Annotated in this window: 12 protein-coding genes; 10 read left to right on the top strand and 2 right to left on the bottom strand. The window is 60.9% G+C overall.

All coding sequences use genetic code 11. The annotated features are described in order from the left end of the window. Positions 1-2: 2 nt before the first annotated feature. On the top strand, positions 3-1,355 hold the full coding sequence (gene dinF / locus CYR52_RS17460; protein ID WP_101829054.1) for an MATE family efflux transporter DinF: 1,353 nt from the start codon (positions 3-5) through the stop codon (positions 1,353-1,355). Between the two features lie 372 nt (positions 1,356-1,727). Continuing rightward, a complete protein-coding gene (locus CYR52_RS17465; protein WP_072932950.1) occupies positions 1,728-1,937 on the top strand; it encodes a CsbD family protein in 210 nt (69 codons plus the stop codon). 340 nt (positions 1,938-2,277) lie between these two features. On the opposite strand, the gene zur is transcribed toward CYR52_RS17465, so the two are convergent. Then, positions 2,278-2,802 carry a zinc uptake transcriptional repressor Zur gene (gene zur / locus CYR52_RS17470; RefSeq protein WP_072932953.1) on the bottom strand — a complete coding sequence of 175 codons (525 nt, stop codon included), beginning with the start codon at positions 2,800-2,802 and terminating at the stop codon, positions 2,278-2,280. A gap of 205 nt (positions 2,803-3,007) precedes the next feature. Here zur and dusA point away from each other — a divergent pair, with 205 nt between their 5' ends. Further along, positions 3,008-4,024: a tRNA dihydrouridine(20/20a) synthase DusA gene (dusA, locus tag CYR52_RS17475; RefSeq protein WP_072932956.1), complete on the top strand. Its 1,017-nt coding sequence runs from the start codon at positions 3,008-3,010 to the stop codon at positions 4,022-4,024. Positions 4,025-4,226: 202 nt separating this feature from the next. Further along, positions 4,227-4,445 (top strand): envelope stress response protein PspG, encoded by a 219-nt coding sequence (pspG, locus tag CYR52_RS17480; RefSeq protein ID WP_072932958.1) that lies wholly within the window; start codon positions 4,227-4,229, stop codon positions 4,443-4,445. Between the two features lie 414 nt (positions 4,446-4,859). Here pspG and CYR52_RS17485 read toward each other — a convergent pair whose 3' ends face one another. Next, complete coding sequence (locus CYR52_RS17485) at positions 4,860-5,849, bottom strand: quinone oxidoreductase (protein ID WP_101829055.1); 990 nt, start codon at positions 5,847-5,849, stop codon at positions 4,860-4,862. A gap of 225 nt (positions 5,850-6,074) precedes the next feature. Here CYR52_RS17485 and dnaB point away from each other — a divergent pair, with 225 nt between their 5' ends. The 6 genes from dnaB (at position 6,075) to CYR52_RS17515 (ending at position 17,685) form a co-directional block, all read left to right on the top strand. Continuing rightward, positions 6,075-7,481, top strand: a complete 1,407-nt coding sequence (gene dnaB / locus CYR52_RS17490) for a replicative DNA helicase (protein WP_072932962.1) — start codon at positions 6,075-6,077, stop codon at positions 7,479-7,481. 24 nt (positions 7,482-7,505) lie between these two features. Then, complete coding sequence (gene alr, locus CYR52_RS17495) at positions 7,506-8,585, top strand: alanine racemase (protein ID WP_072932964.1); 1,080 nt, start codon at positions 7,506-7,508, stop codon at positions 8,583-8,585. 771 nt (positions 8,586-9,356) lie between these two features. Further along, a complete protein-coding gene (locus tag CYR52_RS17500; RefSeq protein WP_165699098.1) occupies positions 9,357-14,771 on the top strand; it encodes an Ig-like domain-containing protein in 5,415 nt (1,804 codons plus the stop codon). A gap of 257 nt (positions 14,772-15,028) precedes the next feature. Further along, the gene (locus CYR52_RS17505; RefSeq protein WP_072933005.1) at positions 15,029-15,496 is read left to right on the top strand and encodes an Lrp/AsnC family transcriptional regulator; all 468 of its coding nucleotides are present in this window, start codon (positions 15,029-15,031) and stop codon (positions 15,494-15,496) included. A 311-nt stretch (positions 15,497-15,807) separates the two neighbouring features. Beyond that, positions 15,808-16,428 carry a YitT family protein gene (locus CYR52_RS17510; RefSeq protein WP_072933007.1) on the top strand — a complete coding sequence of 207 codons (621 nt, stop codon included), beginning with the start codon at positions 15,808-15,810 and terminating at the stop codon, positions 16,426-16,428. A 63-nt stretch (positions 16,429-16,491) separates the two neighbouring features. Beyond that, positions 16,492-17,685: an amino acid aminotransferase gene (locus CYR52_RS17515; RefSeq protein WP_101829057.1), complete on the top strand. Its 1,194-nt coding sequence runs from the start codon at positions 16,492-16,494 to the stop codon at positions 17,683-17,685. Positions 17,686-17,780: the final 95 nt, after the last annotated feature.

A 17,780-nucleotide genomic window follows, 5' to 3' on the forward strand; every position in this document is an offset into this window, starting at 1 on the left:
TGATGCGATTCTCTGTGACTGCCTGCTTTGGGCAAACTGACCGGGATCTCTGGCGGCTGGCGCTGCCGATGATCTTTTCCAATATCACTGTGCCGCTGCTCGGGCTGGTGGACACCGCCGTGATCGGCCATCTCGACAGCCCGGTCTATCTGGGCGGGGTAGCCGTCGGCGCGATGGCGACCAGCTTTTTATTTATGCTGCTGCTGTTTTTGCGCATGAGCACCACCGGCATGGCGGCGCAGGCCTTTGGGGCGCAGAACCCGGCCCGCCTGGCGCGCGCCTTTATGCAGCCGTTGCTGCTGGCGCTGCTGGCTGGGCTGACGATCCTGCTGTTGCGCCATCCGTTGATTGACCTGGCCTTAAACATTGTGGGCGGCCACGACGCGGTGCTGCAACAGGCGCGGCGCTTCCTGGAAATCCGCTGGCTCAGCGCACCTGCTGCGCTGGCCAATATGGTGATCCTCGGCTGGCTGCTGGGCGTGCAGTATGTGCGCGCGCCGGTACTGCTGCTGATTGTCGGGAATCTGCTGAACATTGTGCTCGACCTCTGGCTGGTGATGGGCCTGCACTGGAACGTGCGCGGCGCTGCCTGGGCCACGGTGACGGCAGAGTACGCCACGCTGCTGCTCGGGCTGTGGCTGGTGTGGCGGGTGATGCAGCGGCGCGGTATTGGCTGGCCGTTGCTGAAACAGGGCTGGCGCGGTGACCTGCGGCGGTTGCTGACGCTGAACCGCGACATCATGTTGCGCTCGCTGCTGCTGCAACTCTGCTTCGCTTCCCTGACGATTATCGGTGCCCGGCTGGGCAACGAGACGGTGGCGGTCAATGCGCTCCTGATGAACCTGCTGACCTTCACCGCCTACGCGCTGGACGGCTTTGCCTATGCCGTGGAAGCCCATTCCGGTGAGGCGTTTGGCGCGCGCAACCGCGAGCGGCTGTTGCGGGTGTGGCACGCTGCCTGCCGTCAGGCGGGGATGGTGGCGCTGGCGTTTGCCGCGGCTTACGCACTGTTCGGGATGCAGATTGTCCATGCGCTGACGTCGCTGCCGGCGTTACAGCAACTGGCGCAGCACTATCTCGGCTGGCAGGTGGTGTTGCCGCTGGCCGGGGTCTGGTGTTATCTGCTGGACGGCATGTTTGTCGGGGCGACACGCGGCCGGGAGATGCGTAACAGCATGGCCGTCGCGGCTGCCGGTTACGGCCTGACGCTGCTGACGCTGCCGTGGCTCGGCAACCATGCGTTGTGGCTGGCGCTGACGGTATTTCTGGCACTGCGCGGGGCGGCGCTGGGGTGGCTGTGGCACCGCCATCAGCAGCGCGGAAGCTGGTTTACGGCATCAACAGCCGCGCAATAAGGCAGGCGGCCGGCGCAGCAATTTGCTGCGCCCGGCCCGCTGGAGGACATATTGGTTTACATCTACTGACAGTTATTATCACTTCACGTTAACGTCTGTTTTCCCTTCCTTTTTAGGCTGTCCCTGTTCCGCTGTAACGCGTTTTTAAGGTTAATCTGACTGGAAAGGCGCCCAAATTCCGTATTACCTACTATAGTTATTAACACGGCAGGCGCAGAGGCAGCCATAAATACCAGGCTGACACTGGCACCCACGGGTTTTGTGAAGGATGAATTCTGAGCCCGGTGAATAAGGTTCCCTGCCGTGAGTATCTGTAACGGGCGATGGAGTGATGTCCATAACCCCTCATCTGAATGAGATAAGGAGATTACGATGAATAAAGATCAAGCCGGCGGTAACTGGAAACAGTTTAAAGGCAGCGTAAAAGAGCAATGGGGCAAGCTGACGGATGACGATATGACGGTCATCGAAGGTAAACGTGAGCAGCTTGTCGGTAAGATTCAGGAGCGCTACGGTTACGAGAAAGACGCTGCTGAAAAAGAAGTGAAAACCTGGGAAGACAGCAACAACTACAAATGGTAGTGCTGTGACAGTACATCAGAGAGTACGCAGGGTGTAACGTGTCGCGATAGCTGTCGTCCCCCTGTTCCGGCCTGCTCTTCCCACGCATGATGCCACTCATGCAGGGGCAGGCCAGAAGTGAGGATCCAAGGGCTCTTTAGCTGCTCCTACCCGATAAGCAAAGAAGCGGATGATAGGTACAAGGATGTACCCTTTCGTGCCCCCCAGAGCCTGAACTTTTTTCCGGACTCTTCCTGAAATCTTCTGAAAACCTTCTTAAAAATCCTTTTCTTCTTCACTGCCTGGCCGGTGCTGATGCCTTACGTTTAAACTGTTTTTTAAACAATGGCTTTCTGAAAAATTACCGTTTCTTAATGGCAATGCTGTGATCGTGCCCGCAGGCGTGTTTGTCATCACAGGCTTCCACTTCCCGGCAGGGCGCGCACAACCCGTGGGCTTCCACCACGCTGTGCCGCAGCGCAAAACCGGCCGTCTGCGCCAGTTTCACCAGAATCTCTTCAATCCCTTCGGTGGTTTTTTCCGTCACCTGGCCGCAGCGGTCACAGATGAACATCGCCGAGGCGTGGGTCGGTTCTTCAAAGTGGTGGCACAGCACATAACTGTTGGCGGACTCGACCCGGTGGATAAAGCCTTGCTCCAGCAGGAAATCGAGGGCGCGGTACACGGTAGGCGGCTTGGCCTGCGGCTCGGATTCACGCAGCAGATCCAGCAGATCGTACGCACTGATTGCGCCAGGCTGAAGCGCCATCAGGCGCAGCACTTCCAGCCGTTGGGGGGTCAGGCGCACATTGCGCTGTTGGCACAGCTGCTCAGCCTGAGCAAGGAGCTTTTCCTGGTTGAGGGAGTCCTGGATGGAAGAGTTCATGGCAAATTTCCCGGCACAAAAGAAGAGACGATTTTACCACGTTTACCGCAAATCGACGAACCTCCCGGCAAAACGCGTGCAGAGGTGGCCTGTTAAATCGCCGCGATCGCTGTACAATAGACGTTTGCCTGCGGCGATGCGCCGCTGTGTTGTGCCTGTTGCTGACAGGCGATCTTTTGACCTTCCGGAACTGCCCAATCTCGTTATGACAACTTCTCGCACCGCGCCGACCCGTCCGGCACACACGTTTTCTGTGGCGCCCATGCTCGACTGGACCGATCGCCACTGCCGCTATTTCCACCGTTTACTGAGCCGCCAGACGCTGCTCTATACCGAAATGGTGACCACCGGGGCCATTATTCACGGCAAAGGTGACTACCTGGCGTACAGCGACGCGGAGCACCCGGTGGCGCTGCAACTGGGCGGCAGTGACCCGGCCGCGCTGGCGCACTGCGCGAAGCTGGCGGAAGAACGCGGTTACGATGAGGTGAACCTGAACGTCGGCTGCCCCTCTGACCGGGTACAGAACGGCATGTTCGGTGCCTGCCTGATGGGGCAGGCCGGGCTGGTGGCAGACTGCATCAAAGCGATGCGCGACGTGGTGTCGATTCCGGTCACGGTAAAAACCCGCATCGGGATTGACGATCAGGACAGCTACGCCTTCCTGTGTGACTTTATCGACACGGTGTCCGGGCGCGGCGAATGTGAGATGTTCACCCTCCATGCGCGCAAAGCCTGGCTTTCCGGCCTCAGCCCGAAAGAGAACCGCGAGATCCCACCGCTGGACTACCCGCGTGTCTACCAGCTGAAACAGGATTTCCCGCACCTGACGCTGGCGATCAACGGCGGGGTGAAAACGCTGGACGAAGCGAAAGCGCACCTGGCCCACCTGGACGGCGTAATGATGGGCCGCGAAGCCTACCAGAACCCCGGCATCCTGTTGCAGGTTGACCGCGAGATTTTCGGCAGTGACGATGCGGTGCGCACCGGTGTTGACGTGGTACGGGCGCTCTATCCGTACATTGAGGCGGAACTGTCACGCGGCACCTATCTCGGCCACATTACCCGCCACATTCTCGGCTTGTTCCAGGGAGTGCCGGGCGCGCGCCAATGGCGACGTTACCTGAGCGAAAACGCCCACAAAGCCGGGGCGGATGTCGACGTGGTGGAACGTGCGCTGCAATGCGTGATCGCCCCCCACGGCAGCCCGGCGCAGCCGTAAGCAGTGCTGTTTTTAATAGGGCAGGAAAATAACGTACCGTAGCCATAACGTGTCGTTATTTTCGCCACTTGTTCGCGCTTTCCACCAACACCCGCCGCCTGCCGCTGCGGGTGTTTTGTTTTATCAACGGGTTAGCACCGCCTGAAGTTGGCACGCTTTTTGTAATAGCAGGGAAGACCTTTTTCTTTTTTGGAGGCTTGCCATGATCGAGCTTTTCTTTGTTATTGGCTTCTTTGCCATGCTGCTGTTTACCGGCGTTTCACTGATTGGCATTGTGGCGGCGCTGCTGGTGGCCACCCTGTTTATGATGGTCGGCGGCTTGTTCACAATGGTTATAAAATTGTTACCGTGGTTGCTGCTGGCGGTAGCGGTGGTGTGGATTTACCGGGCCGTGCAGAAGCCGAAACTGCGCCGTTATTAACGGAACCTGTTACGGCAAATCCCAGCTGTTCAAAAAATAGCGTTACATTTCAGGGTAATAAATCGTCGATCAGGTAACAGGATGGTGAAAAAATTTGCTGACCTGAGGCACTATTCTGCGGTGATGATCACAACCCGGCAGATTTCCCGGTGTTTTAAGACATTATCCATATTTTTTAACAAAGCGGGCTGTTAGGATGTGTCCAGCTTTCTATTGCCGGCTATGCCACGGCCTGCAATGACGGATTCATCCAGCCCGGCGGGATAGACAATAGTCGCTGAAGTGACACCATCCCCTGGGTGCGCCGCTGTAACCCTACTCCTACAGTGCATGAATTATCGTGAAAGCGTTTATCGTTACGCGATAGCATCAGAGGGCTTCTTCGGAAGCCCTCTTTGCTTTTCAGAAGTTGGTTCAGCGGCCGGGGATCAGCAGGCTTGAGCCTTGCGTCCGGCGGCTTTGCAGCAGTTCATGGGCGCGTTTCGCCTCAGACAGCGGGAATTTCTGGCTCTCCGGCACCTCAACCTGAATCACCCCACCGGCCAGCATGGCGAACAGCTCCTGGCTGGCGCTCAGCAACTCCTCATAATTGGTGACGTAGCCGTTGAGTGACGGCCGGGTGACAAACAGCGAGCCTTTCTGGTTCAGGATGCCGAGGTCCACACCGGTGACCGGGCCGGACGCGTTGCCGAAACTCACCATCAGGCCGCGGCGTTTCAGGCTGTTGAGCGAATCGAGCCAGGTTGCCTGGCCCACTGAGTCAAACACCACGCCCACCTTTTCACCCTGCGTCAGCTCTGCCACGCGCGCCGCGATATCCTCCCGCTGGGAGTTGATTACCGCCCAGGCCCCGGCCTGTTTCGCCCGTTCGGCTTTTTCATCACTGCTCACGGTGCCGATAAGCTTCGCGCCCAGCGCTTTTGCCCACTGGCAGGCGATAAGCCCGACGCCGCCGGCCGCCGCGTGGAACAAAAACACTTCGCCCGGTTGCACTTCGTGGGTCTGGCGCAACAGGTAGTAGACCGTCAGCCCTTTCAGGAACGAGGCGGCCGCCACCTCGAAACTGATCCCCTGCGGCAGCGGCGCGGCTTTGTCCGCCGGCACGTTATGCACTTCGCTGTACGCACCCAGCCCGGCCTGCGCATAGACCACGCGGTCCCCTGGCTTCAGGTGGCTGACGCCGCCGCCCACTTTGGTGACCACGCCCGCCGCCTCGGTGCCCAGCCCGGACGGGAAGGTGGCCGGGGGGTAAAGGCCGCTGCGCACATAGGTGTCGATGTAGTTGATGCCGATCGCCCGGTTCTCCACCTGCACCTCATGTTCACCGGGGTCAGCCGGGGTAAAGTCCACATATTCCAGCACGTCCGGCCCGCCGGTGGCGGAAAACTGAATGCGTTTAGCCATGTCGCTTTTCTCCGTTAGGGGTTTCCTTCACGCTACGCCAAAGCGGGCAGCCTTTCCAGCCCGCGCTTTTTGCCTCACCGGGAGGGCGCGCTTTTCGCCTCATCGAGAGGGATAGTGCAGAAAGCGTTAAGAGAATTGAGTATACTGACGCGTCGAATTTCTGCTGCGTCTGCCGCAGCCCTCCTCACAGGCAGGAAACCTTTACCCCAGGAAACAAATCTACCCATGTCAGCCAAAAAACCCTTCAGCAAACCCACCGAACCCCGAGACCGCCAGATGGAAGGGCTGAAACTCCCGCCGCACTCGCTGGAGGCGGAGCAGTCCGTGCTGGGCGGGTTAATGCTGGACAACGAACGCTGGGACAACGTATCAGAGCGCGTAGCGGCGAATGACTTCTTCAGCCGCCCTCACCGGTTGATCTTCACCGAAATGCAGCGCCTGCTGGAGATGAGCAAGCCGATTGACCTGATCACGCTGTCAGAGTCGCTGGAACAGCGGGGCGATCTGGAATCGGTGGGCGGCTTCGCCTACCTTGCGGAGCTTTCCAAAAACACGCCGAGCGCCGCCAACATCGCCGCCTATGCCGACATCGTCCGTGAGCGGGCAGTGGTGCGTGAGATGATCTCGGTGGCCAATGAGATCGCCGATGCGGGTTACGATCCGCAGGGCCGCAGCAGTGAAGACCTGCTCGATCTCGCCGAGTCGCGCGTATTCCAGATTGCGGAAAACCGTGCCAACAAGGATGAAGGGCCGAAAAGCATTGACCAGATCCTGGAAGCGACCGTGTCGCGTATTGAGTCGCTTTACCAGACGCCGCACGACGGCGTCACCGGCGTCGACACCGGTTACCAGGACCTCAACAAAAAAACCGCCGGCTTGCAGAAGTCGGATCTGATTATCGTGGCGGCGCGTCCGTCGATGGGTAAAACCACTTTCGCCATGAACCTGTGCGAAAACGCCGCGATGTTGCAGGAAAAACCGGTGCTAATCTTCAGCCTGGAGATGCCCGGCGAACAGCTGATGATGCGTATGCTGGCGTCGCTCTCCCGCGTGGACCAGACGCGCATCCGTACCGGCCAGCTCGATGATGAGGACTGGGCGCGTATCTCCAGCACCATGGGCATCCTGCTGGAAAAACGCAACATGTACATTGATGACTCCTCCGGCCTGACGCCGACCGAGGTGCGCTCCCGTGCGCGCCGCGTGTTCCGCGAACACGGCGGCCTGAGCATGATCATGATCGACTACCTCCAGCTGATGCGCGTGCCGTCGCTCTCCGACAACCGTACGCTGGAAATCGCCGAGATCTCCCGCTCGCTGAAGGCGCTGGCGAAAGAGTTGCAGGTGCCGGTGGTGGCGCTGTCACAGCTCAACCGCTCCCTGGAACAGCGTGCCGACAAGCGCCCGGTCAACTCCGACCTGCGTGAATCCGGCTCCATCGAGCAGGATGCGGACTTGATCATGTTCATTTACCGCGACGAGGTCTACCACGAGAACAGTGACCTGAAAGGCATCGCGGAGATCATTATCGGTAAACAGCGTAACGGCCCGATTGGCTCGGTGCGGCTGACCTTTAACGGCCAGTGGTCGCGCTTTGACAACTACGCCGGCCCGCAATACGACGACGAATAACGCCCCCCTCACTAAGGAAGAGACATGAAAGCGGCAACCGCAGTGATTGACCGCCGCGCCCTGCGGCACAACCTGCAACAGGTGCGCCGGCTGGCCCCCCAAAGCCATCTGGTCGCAGTCGTCAAAGCCAATGCCTACGGGCATGGGCTGCTGGAAACGGCACACACCCTGCAAGACGCCGACTGTTACGGCGTGGCGCGCATCGGCGAGGCGCTGGCCCTGCGTTCCGGCGGCATCGTGAAACCGATACTGCTGCTGGAGGGCTTCTTCAGCGCCGACGATCTGCCGGTATTGGTGGCGAACAACATCGACACTGCCGTGCACAGCGAAGAGCAGCTCCAGGCGCTGGAGCAGGCCTTGCTGCCGCGGCCGGTGAAAGTCTGGATGAAGCTCGACAGCGGGATGCACCGGCTCGGCGTGCGCCCGGAGGAGGCGGACGCCTTCTACCGCCGCCTGTGCGCCTGCCGCAACGTCAGCCAGCCGGTCAACATCATGAGCCACTTCAGCAGCGCCGACGAACCGGAAAAGCGCACCACGCTTGACCAGCTCGCCTGCTTTGACCGCTTTGCCCAGGGCAAACCGGGCGAACAGTCGATTGCGGCGTCCGGCGGCATTCTGCTGTGGGCGGATGCGCACCGGCACTGGGTGCGCCCCGGCATTGTGCTGTACGGCGTATCGCCGCTGGCGCAGGGGGATGCCGCAGAGCACGGATTCCGCCCGGCGATGACGCTGAAAGCCAGCCTGATCGCGGTGCGGGAACACCGCGCCGGTGAGCCGGTCGGCTATAACGGCATCTGGCGCAGCGAGCGCGACACCCGCCTCGGCGTGATCGCCATCGGCTACGGCGACGGCTACCCGCGCAGCGCGCCGACCGGCACGCCGGTGCACATCAACGGGCGCGACGTGCCGATTGTCGGCCGGGTGTCGATGGACATGATCTCCGTCGATCTCGGGCCTGACGCCGGCGATCGGGTCGGGGATGACGCGATCCTCTGGGGCGACGTTCTGCCGGTGGAGCGGGTGGCCGCGGCCACCGGTATCAGCGCCTATGAACTGATTACCAAACTGACATCGCGGGTGGCGATGGAGTACCCGGAGGAATAAACCGCCGCCGGTAAGTAAAAATTTTCCCAGGCGGCCCCGGTGCCGCCTGTTTATTTATTCCCTTTAACGCTTTTTATTTCCCTTTACCGTCCCTCCTTATCGATCGTTATCCCCTTATCTGAGGTTACCCGCCCACGCGGCATTTTTATCATCCACATTAGCAGGTTGTATTTAGCATGATAAAACAGGGATGGTTAAAAAGCATAACCAGTCAGGCAGGAAATGATTAAGTTTATTTTTTGCGTCGCAATTAACTCATTAATACCCGCTGCGATTGTACTGATAAAAGTGTGAAGTGAACCTGATTTTTATTTCCCAAGGGCGACGCTCACCTTTTCACAGAAATAGGGCGTTAATTTAAATGGGGATAAATAGTTTCTGTTTTTATTGTTTATCAAACAATGGCTTGCTGTTACTTGATAAAAGATTTCTTGTATTTACCCCGCCGGGGAGACGAAATTAACACGGCGCAGAACAACGCCTTAAAAATAAGCAGCAGTGTTTGACAGTATTAATTAAAGACTATACGTTTATGGTCAGACAAATCTTGTTACGTTTCCCTTTTATTGTGGTGCCGGGCGATGCCGGTCGTTGTTCGCCCATATATGCAGTGGTCTGTTTCCCAAAAGCGGCCGGAATTAACCGGCCTCTTATTCCCGCGTGAATGCGTGCTGAAAAAGACGCGGGCCAGCTTTATTTAAAATTCGGTAAACAGGGTGGGATATAACAATGAACGTTTCCTCCGGCGCGTCTCTTCTTGGGGCGGTGCGCATGCATCGCTGTCTGCTGTTGTGCACCGTATGGCTGCAAATTTTCCTCCAGTTATTCGTGGTGCTGCTGCCGCTTCAGGCCCGCGCCGCGCCCCCGCCGGGCATACAACTGGAGGAGCAGACCCTCAGCCGCGCCAGCATGTACACCCTGCAACCCGGTGAAACGGCGAAACTTGTCGCCCAGCGCAAAAACCTGACCCTGGACGACCTCTGGAAGCTGAACCAGTACCGCCAGCCAAACCGCGAGGCGATGCTCAGGCTCGGTGGCGGGGATATTTTGCTGATCCCGATGAGTGAGCGCGACCAGGCACTGCCGAGCCTGGGCGGTACCCTGCTGAGCGAAGAAAAAGCGCCGGATGAGCGCATCTTTGCCCAGCAGGCCAAAGCCTTCGGCCAGGCCACCGGCGGCCGTTACAGCAACGGCGATGCCGCACAGAACTTTGTGCAGTCACAGGCGGCGCAGGCTGCCACCTCCACGGTGGAGGGCTGGCTCAGCCAGTTCGGCACCGTGCGCGCCAACCTGGCCGTGTCCGACGGCAGTGACCTCGACACCAGCTCGCTGGATATGCTGACGCCCCTCTGGCAGAGCCGCTCGCGCATCTTCTTCACCCAGTTCGGCGTGCGTGACGTCAGCGACCGGGTGATCGCCAACCTCGGGCTCGGCCAGCGCCACTTTACCGACAACGGCTGGATGTTCGGCTATAACGCGTTCTACGATCAGGAAATCACCAACAATAACGCCCGCATGGGGCTGGGGCTGGAGGCGTGGCGTGACTACCTGAAACTCTCCACCAACGTCTATATGCGCCTGACCAACTGGGTGGATTCCGAAGAGCTGGAAGATTATGAGGAGCGCCCGGCCAACGGCTGGGATGTGATGGCGCAGGGCTATATCCCGGCCTACCCGCAGGTAGGCGGCAAGCTGGCGTACGAGCAGTACTACGGCAACAGCGTGGCGCTGTTCGGCATCGATAACCGCCAGAAAGACCCGCACGCCATCACCGTTGGGGTGAACTATACGCCGGTGCCGCTGGTGAGTTTCGGCGTGGACTACCGCCAGGGCAAAGGCGGGATGGACGACACCCGCTACAGCATGATGTTCAACTACACCTTCGGCGTCCCGTGGGATGAGCAGGTCTCGTCGGAAAATGTGGCGCTGAGGCGCAGCCTGGCGGGCAGCCGGCTCGACCTGGTGGATCGCAACAACGAGATCGTGATGGAGTTCCGCAAAAAGATCCTGATCACCCTCGGCCTGCCGCCGGAGATCAGCGGCCGCAGCGGGCAGTTGTATGACATCGGCTATACCCTGCAATCCAAATATGCGCTGTCACGCATTGAGTGGCAGCAGAGCGAACTGGTCGCCGCAGGCGGTGCCGTGGTCGATCTCGGCGGCGGGCGCTATCAGGTGAAAATGCCGCCGTTCAAATATGACGGCAGCCCGAACAGCTACCCGCTCTCCGGCATCGCGGCGGACAGCAAAGGCAACCGCTCCAATACCGCCTCGTCCTTGATCATCGTGAACGGCGCGGCGATCGACAATGTGAGATCCACCACCACCGCGACCCCGACGGACATCCTGGCGGACAGCCAGAGCACCTCGCTGGTGGAGGTGAAAGTGGTGGACACGGAAGGCAACCCGGTGTCCGGGCTGGGCGCTGACCTGACCTTCTCCCTGGCGGAAACCCTCACTGACAGCAGCAACCAGCCGGCGATCGCAGCACGGCTCGGTAACGTCAATGAAACCGCGCCGGGTGTCTATCAGGTGCTGCTCACCGCCGGGAACAACCCCGGCAGCGTGGTGGTCACGCCGTCGGTCGGCGAGGTGCAGCTCAGCGCCGTGACCGTCAACGAAACCGTGGCGGTGCGTAATGCGCGTATCGCCCAGTTGACGGTGAACAAGAACCGGGCGGTCGCCAACGGCGCAGACCCGGTGGTCTACAGCGCCCTGGTGCTGGATGACAACGACCGGCCGGTGAAAGGGGTGCTGGTACGCTGGACGACCTCCCTCGGCCAGGATGCGGTACCGGCCAGCACCACCAATGCCGACGGCATCGCCACCGTGTCGCTGACCAGCACCCAGGCCGGGGTGGCGATAGAGATTGCGCAGGTAACGCTGGCCGGGCAGCCGCAGGGTTCGGAGCCGGTGCAGGCGCCGCCGGTGCTGTTTGTGCCGGATGCCGCCACCGCCACCTTCAGCCAGATCACGGAAGATAAAACCCAGGCGCTGGCCAACGGGGCAGACGCCGTCACCCTTACCGTCACGGTGGTGGATGCCAACGGTAACCTGATCCCGGCGCAAACCGTGAACTGGGCCACCACGCTTGGGAATATGTCTGCCCAGAGCACCACCACCGGGGTAAACGGCACCAGCAGCATCACCCTCACCAGTGCGGCGGCAGGCATTGCGCAGGTGTCGGCACGGCTCGACAATAATGCGGCGATCAACGCCGATCCGATCACCTTCAGCGGCGATCCGGCCACGGCGGTAGTCAGCACGCTGACGCCGGATAAACTCACCGCCCTTGCCAACGGCAGTGATCCGGTGACGTATGACGCGCTGGTGGTGGATGCGAATAACAATGCCGTCAGCGGCGTAGCGATCACCCTGAGCACCGATCGCGGCACGCTGGCGGCGCCCACCGGCGTCACCAACGCCGAAGGGCACTACCTCACCACGCTGACCAGTACCGAACGCGGCGAGGCGATTGTGTCGGCCACCATCCCGAACCAGCCGGCGAAAACCGCACAAACCGTGACCTTCACCGCCGATGCCAACAGCGCCACGGTGACTGCGCTCACGGTGAACAAACGGCTGGTGCTGGCCAACGGCACCGATCAGGCGATCTACACCGCCACGGTCACCGATGCGCAGGGCAACCCGGTGGCGAACCAGACGGTGAACTGGACGACCGGTTTCGGCACGCTCTCCGCACCCGCCAGCACCACCGGCACGGACGGCACCGCCACCATCAGCCTCATCAGCCTGCAAGCCGGCGCGGCGATTGTGAATGCGCAGGCCGGCAGCAGTGCACCGCGGGCGGCGGAGGAGGTGACCTTTACCGGTGACCCGGCCACCGTCACCATCGCCAGCATTACGCATGACAAATCGACTGCGCTGGCGAACGGCAGCGACACCATCACCTATACCGCCAACGTCCGGGACATCAATGATAACGCGGTGCCGGGGCAGACCATCACCTTCACCACCAACCTCGGCACGCTGGGCACCGTCACCGCGGTGACCAACGCCGCCGGGCAGGCGCAGACCACGGTGACCAGCGTACAGGCCGGGACAGCCTCCGTTGGGGCGTCACTGGCGAACGGCACGCCGGTCACCGCGACGCCGGCAACCTTCATCGCGGATGCCGCTACCGCGCGGATCAACAGCGTCACGGTGGACAGAACCACGGCGCTGGCAAACGGCAGCGACGCAGTGACCTACACCGCCACCGTGACTGACGCCAACAACAATGCGCTGCCTGACATTGTGGTGAACTGGGCCACCACCCTCGGCACCCTGGCGGGCGCGCAGAGCAGCACCGGCGCGGATGGGCTGGCGACCATTACCCTGCGCAGCACCACGGCCGGGGATGCGCAGGTGAACGCGCAGCTCAGCGGCGGGGCGGCCTCGGCTGCACCGGTCGTCACCTTCACACCGGATGCGGGCACGGCGCAGATCACCTCGCTTACCGTCGACAAAACCACGGCGCTGGCGAACGGCACTGACGCGCTGACCTACACCGCCACCGTCGCGGATGCCAACGGCAACCTGCTGGCGAACCAAACGGTAACGCTGACCACCGATCGCGGCACCTTCGCCAACGGCGGCACCGGGCAGACCAACGCCGCCGGGCAGATGGTGCTGCCGCTGGTGAGCACCCAGGCCGGGCCGGTCGCGGTAACCGGCAGCGTCAACGGCGGGGCGGCAGTCGGCGCACCGGCGGCGGCCTTTATCGCTGACGCGTCCACTGCCACTATCGCCACCCTGACGGTGGATCGCACCACCGCGATTGCCAACGGCAGCGACAGCGTGACGTACACCGCCACGGTGCTCGACGCCAACAGCAACCCGGTGGCGGATCAGGCGATCACCTGGGCCAGCTCGCTCGGCACGCTCTCCGCGCCCGGCGGCAACACCGGCAGTGACGGCGTACTGACCGTCAGCCTGAGCAGCCTGGCGGCCGGGGTGGCGAACCTGACCGCGACCCTGAACGGCACGGTGACCGGGGCCGATCCGGTGACCTTCACGGCGGACATCTCCACCGCGGTGGTCACGGTGCAGGCCAATACCAGCACCGTGCCGGCGGACGGTGCCACGCCGATTATCGTGACCGCCACGGTACGGGATGCCAACAATAATGTGCTGCCGGATCTGCCGGTGACCTACACCACTGATTTCGGCCAGCTCTCCGTGCCCAGCGGCACCACTGACGCCAACGGGCAGGTGACCTTCAACCTCACCAGTACCGTGGCCGGTACGGCCTCCGTGGTGGCGGCGCGCCTGAGCAACGGCGTGACCGGTACCGGCGGGCCGTACCAGTTCGTGCCGGATCTGAACACCGCGGTGGTGACGCTGACGCCGTCCAGCAACGGCATCTACACCACTGACAGCGACAACCCGGTGGCGGTCTCAGTGGTGGATGCCTTCGGCAATGCGATTGTCGGCTCCGTCACCCTGGCGGCGGATAACCCGGCGGTGAGCATCACCGGCAGCCCGGTTACGCTGGATGCCGGTGGGAACGGCACCGCCACCGTGCGCAGCGCCACCACCCTGGCTGCTGTGGCGCTCACCGCCACGCTGGACCAGAACCCGGCGAAAACCGCCACCGCCAACATCAGCTTCACCACGCCGATCACAGTGGTCTCGCGTGAAGCCGTGGATGCCAACGGCGGCAATGCCAACGGCAAAACCTTCGGGCAGGGGCCGGTCATCGCCTGGCCGGGCGCGCGCTTCCATATCACGCTGGCCGGTGGCTCGGGCAACCTGAGCTGGGCGAGCAACAACCCGGCAATGACCGTAGACAATGACGGCAACGTCACCTTTAACAGCAACCCCGGCAACGGCAGCGCCCTGGCCATTACCATCACCGATAACCTGACCCAGCAGGTGGTCACCGAGAACTGGACCTTTGTCAGCTGGTTCTACACCGCCGGTTCCAGCGCGCAGGGCGACCACCCTACCGCCGTGGCGGCGTGCCTGAGCAGTGGCGGCCTGCCGACGCTGGGGAACATGACCAGCCTGGTCAACCTGTGGGGCAATATGAGCGCCTATAACTGGGATACCTCCAGTGACTACTGGACCAACGAGAGTGATGTGTCACAACTCAATTACTACTACGCCTATAACCTCGCCCTGGGCGGGCAGACGGGTTATCCGGAATCCTCCCAAACGGCCTATGTTTGTGGCGGTGAATAACAATATCCCTGGCTGAAAGGGGAGAAATGTACCTCTGCTGCCCTTCCACGCCCTCCCGTGGAAGGGCTTTTTTTGGTGAAACCGGGCGACCCGCGCGATCTTCCGGCCGCAAAACCCACTGACGGTACACAGTTATGTGGGAAAAGCGGCGGTGATTCAGTGGGATCGCCCGTTTTTTCGGCGGCGTGTCAAAGAGGCAGCGCCGGGTGCGTAAAAACAGGTAGGCTGTGTGACCACTCAAAAAACAGGCCGGGATGATGTACAACATTGACGATTTCGATTTGAAAATTCTGACCCTGTTGCAGGGCAATGGGCGGCTGACCAACCAGGAGCTGAGCGAGCTGGTGGGGCTGTCAGCGTCGCAGTGTTCACGCCGCCGCATCAGCCTGGAGCAGGCGCAGCTGATCCTTGGTTACCATGCGCGGCTGGCCCCGGAAGCGGTAGGGCTGGGGATGATTGGGCTGATTGAGGTGCGGCTGATTAACCACACGCCGCCCTATGTGGCGAGTTTCCACACCATGCTCGGCGAGGTGGACGCGATTATCGACGCCTATAAAACCACCGGCGATGCCGATTATCTGCTGAAGGTGGCCGTGGCCGATTTAGCCGGTTTAAGCGATCTCATCAGCAAAATCCTCTCAAGCCATGAAAGTGTTGCCCATATCAAGACCTCCGTGGTGCTGAACCGGCTCAAAGAGAACGGATTATTAACGCCGCCACAGTAAGCGGCGTTGCACCTTTTTGGTGCTGGGGCTGCGCAATAAAGGTGCATGAAAAGCGGGTGTTGTGCGAAATTTGTGTGGCATTACCGTAATCACTGCGCAACTTGCGCGCCAGGCAGGGAAAATGTGCAAAGTACGTTACCGGAGGATATCGAAAGTTAACAACAGATTGCCGAAAGGGAAAATGCAGAAAACGGCCTTCCGGGTAAATACCGGGACGGCAAGCGCTGTTTTCTCTAAAGCTGGCGCGTTTTTTGCTGGATAAAGGGGTCCGCAGCCTGGCTGCCCCCTTATCTGATGAAGTGACCGACCCGATGGATAATGTGATTACCCCTGAATCTCAGAAACTCTCTCATACCCTGCTGGAAGATGTGCTGGCGATTGTGATGGGCACGCTGATGGTCTCGTTCGGCGTGATCCTGCTGCGCCAGTCCGGCGCGCTCACCGGCGGCACCGCCGGGATGGCCTTCCTGCTGCACTACCTGACCCACGTGTCGTTCGGCACCGCCTTTTTCCTGATTAACCTGCCGTTCTACTGGCTGGCGATCCGCCGTATGGGCTGGCAGTTCACCCTGAAAACCTTCTGCGCGGTCGGGCTGGTGTCCCTGTTTTCCGACCTGCACCCGCTGTTCATCCACGTTGACCATCTGCAGCCGTTTTACGCCACGCTGTTCGGCAATATGATCATGGGCATCGGGTTTATTGTGTTATTCCGCCACAAAGCGAGCCTGGGCGGGGTAAATATCCTGGCACTTTTCCTACAGGACAAATATGGTATCCGTGCCGGGAAATTTCAGATGGGCGTGGACGCGGTGATCGTGCTGGCATCACTGTTTGTGGTAAGCCTGCCGATGCTGCTGGCCTCGGTGGCGGGCGCGTTCCTGCTGAACCTGATCATCGCCATGAACCATCGTCCCGGCCGCTACAGCGTATAACCAGAGGCGCGTAACACCGCCCATTTACCCAGTAACACCAGACTATTCAAGGAGTGCAGCACCGTGTTCCATAATGTTGATGCCTATGCGGGTGATCCCATCCTGTCGCTGATGGAAAGCTTCAAACACGATCCGAGAGAACAGAAGGTTAACCTGAGCATCGGGCTTTACTATAACGAGCAGGGTGTGATCCCGCAGATGCAGGCCGTTGAGCAGGCGGAAAAGGTGCTGGCCGCCACGCCGCACGGTGCCTCTGTTTACCTGCCGATGGAAGGGCTGGCACCGTACCGTTCGGCCATCCAGACGCTGCTGTTTGGTGACGACCACCCGATGCTGACGCAGGGGCGTATTGCCACCATCCAGACCGTGGGCGGCTCCGGCGCGCTGAAAGTGGGCGCGGATTTCCTCAAGCGCTATTTCCCTGAATCTGAAGTGTGGGTCAGCGACCCGACCTGGGAGAACCACATCGCCATCTTCGCGGGCGCGGGCTTCAACGTGCACACCTACCCGTACTATGACCCGGAACGCCTGGGCGTGAACCTCCCGGCAATGCTGGAAAGCCTGCAACAACTGCCGCCGAAAAGCATCGTGCTGCTGCACCCGTGCTGCCACAACCCGACCGGCTCTGACCTGACCCACGCGGAGTGGGACGAGGTGATTGCGCTGGTCAAAGCGCGTGAGCTGATCCCGTTCCTCGACATCGCCTACCAGGGCTTTGGCGGCGGCATGGACGACGACGCCTACGCCATCCGTGAAATGGCGCGCGCCGGGCTGCCGTGCCTGGTCAGCAACTCCTTCTCCAAAATCTTCTCGCTGTACGGCGAGCGCGTCGGCGGCCTGTCAGTGGTGTGCGAAAGCGATGACGCCGCGGCCCGCGTGCTGGGCCAGCTCAAGGCCACCGTGCGCCGCAACTACTCCAGCCCGCCGAACTTTGGCGCGCAGGTGGTGGCGAAAGTGTTGAATGATGCCGGGCTGAAAGCACAGTGGCTGGCAGAAGTGGAAGCGATGCGCACCCGCATCCTGGAGATGCGCAAAACGCTGGTCGCCAGCCTGAAAACGTCCCTGCCGGGGCGCAACTTCGACTACCTGCTGGCGCAACGCGGCATGTTCAGTTACACCGGCTTCAGTGAAGCGCAGGTCGATCGCCTGCGTAATGAGTTCGGCGTTTACCTGATTGCCAGCGGCCGCGTCTGCATGGCCGGCCTGAACCACGGCAACGTGCAGCGCGTCGCTGACGCCTTCGCCGCCGTGCAGTAAGCCCCTCGAGGCAGGCCGCGCCCGGCCTGCCTGTTTCCGGCGTTTACGCCGCCCGCCTTTACATTCCCATACCGATAAATTCCGCCTGCCGCCTT

Source organism: Chimaeribacter arupi (genome assembly GCF_002858805.1).
In the GTDB taxonomy this organism is placed as follows: Bacteria; Pseudomonadota; Gammaproteobacteria; order Enterobacterales; family Enterobacteriaceae; genus Chimaeribacter; species Chimaeribacter arupi.

Bases quoted from the DNA above. Each gene is read 5' to 3' on its own strand.
- alr (WP_072932964.1), top strand. From the start codon at position 7,506: ATGAAAGCGGCAACCGCAGTGATTGACCGCCGCGCCCTGCGGCACAAC.
- zur (WP_072932953.1), bottom strand. From the start codon at position 2,802: ATGAACTCTTCCATCCAGGACTCCCTCAACCAGGAAAAGCTCCTTGCT.
- CYR52_RS17465 (WP_072932950.1), top strand. From the start codon at position 1,728: ATGAATAAAGATCAAGCCGGCGGTAACTGGAAACAGTTTAAAGGCAGC.
- CYR52_RS17485 (WP_101829055.1), bottom strand. From the start codon at position 5,849: ATGGCTAAACGCATTCAGTTTTCCGCCACCGGCGGGCCGGACGTGCTG.
- dusA (WP_072932956.1), top strand. From the start codon at position 3,008: ATGACAACTTCTCGCACCGCGCCGACCCGTCCGGCACACACGTTTTCT.
- CYR52_RS17500 (WP_165699098.1), top strand. From the start codon at position 9,357: ATGCATCGCTGTCTGCTGTTGTGCACCGTATGGCTGCAAATTTTCCTC.
- pspG (WP_072932958.1), top strand. From the start codon at position 4,227: ATGATCGAGCTTTTCTTTGTTATTGGCTTCTTTGCCATGCTGCTGTTT.
- CYR52_RS17510 (WP_072933007.1), top strand. From the start codon at position 15,808: ATGGATAATGTGATTACCCCTGAATCTCAGAAACTCTCTCATACCCTG.
- dinF (WP_101829054.1), top strand. From the start codon at position 3: ATGCGATTCTCTGTGACTGCCTGCTTTGGGCAAACTGACCGGGATCTC.
- CYR52_RS17505 (WP_072933005.1), top strand. From the start codon at position 15,029: ATGTACAACATTGACGATTTCGATTTGAAAATTCTGACCCTGTTGCAG.
- dnaB (WP_072932962.1), top strand. From the start codon at position 6,075: ATGTCAGCCAAAAAACCCTTCAGCAAACCCACCGAACCCCGAGACCGC.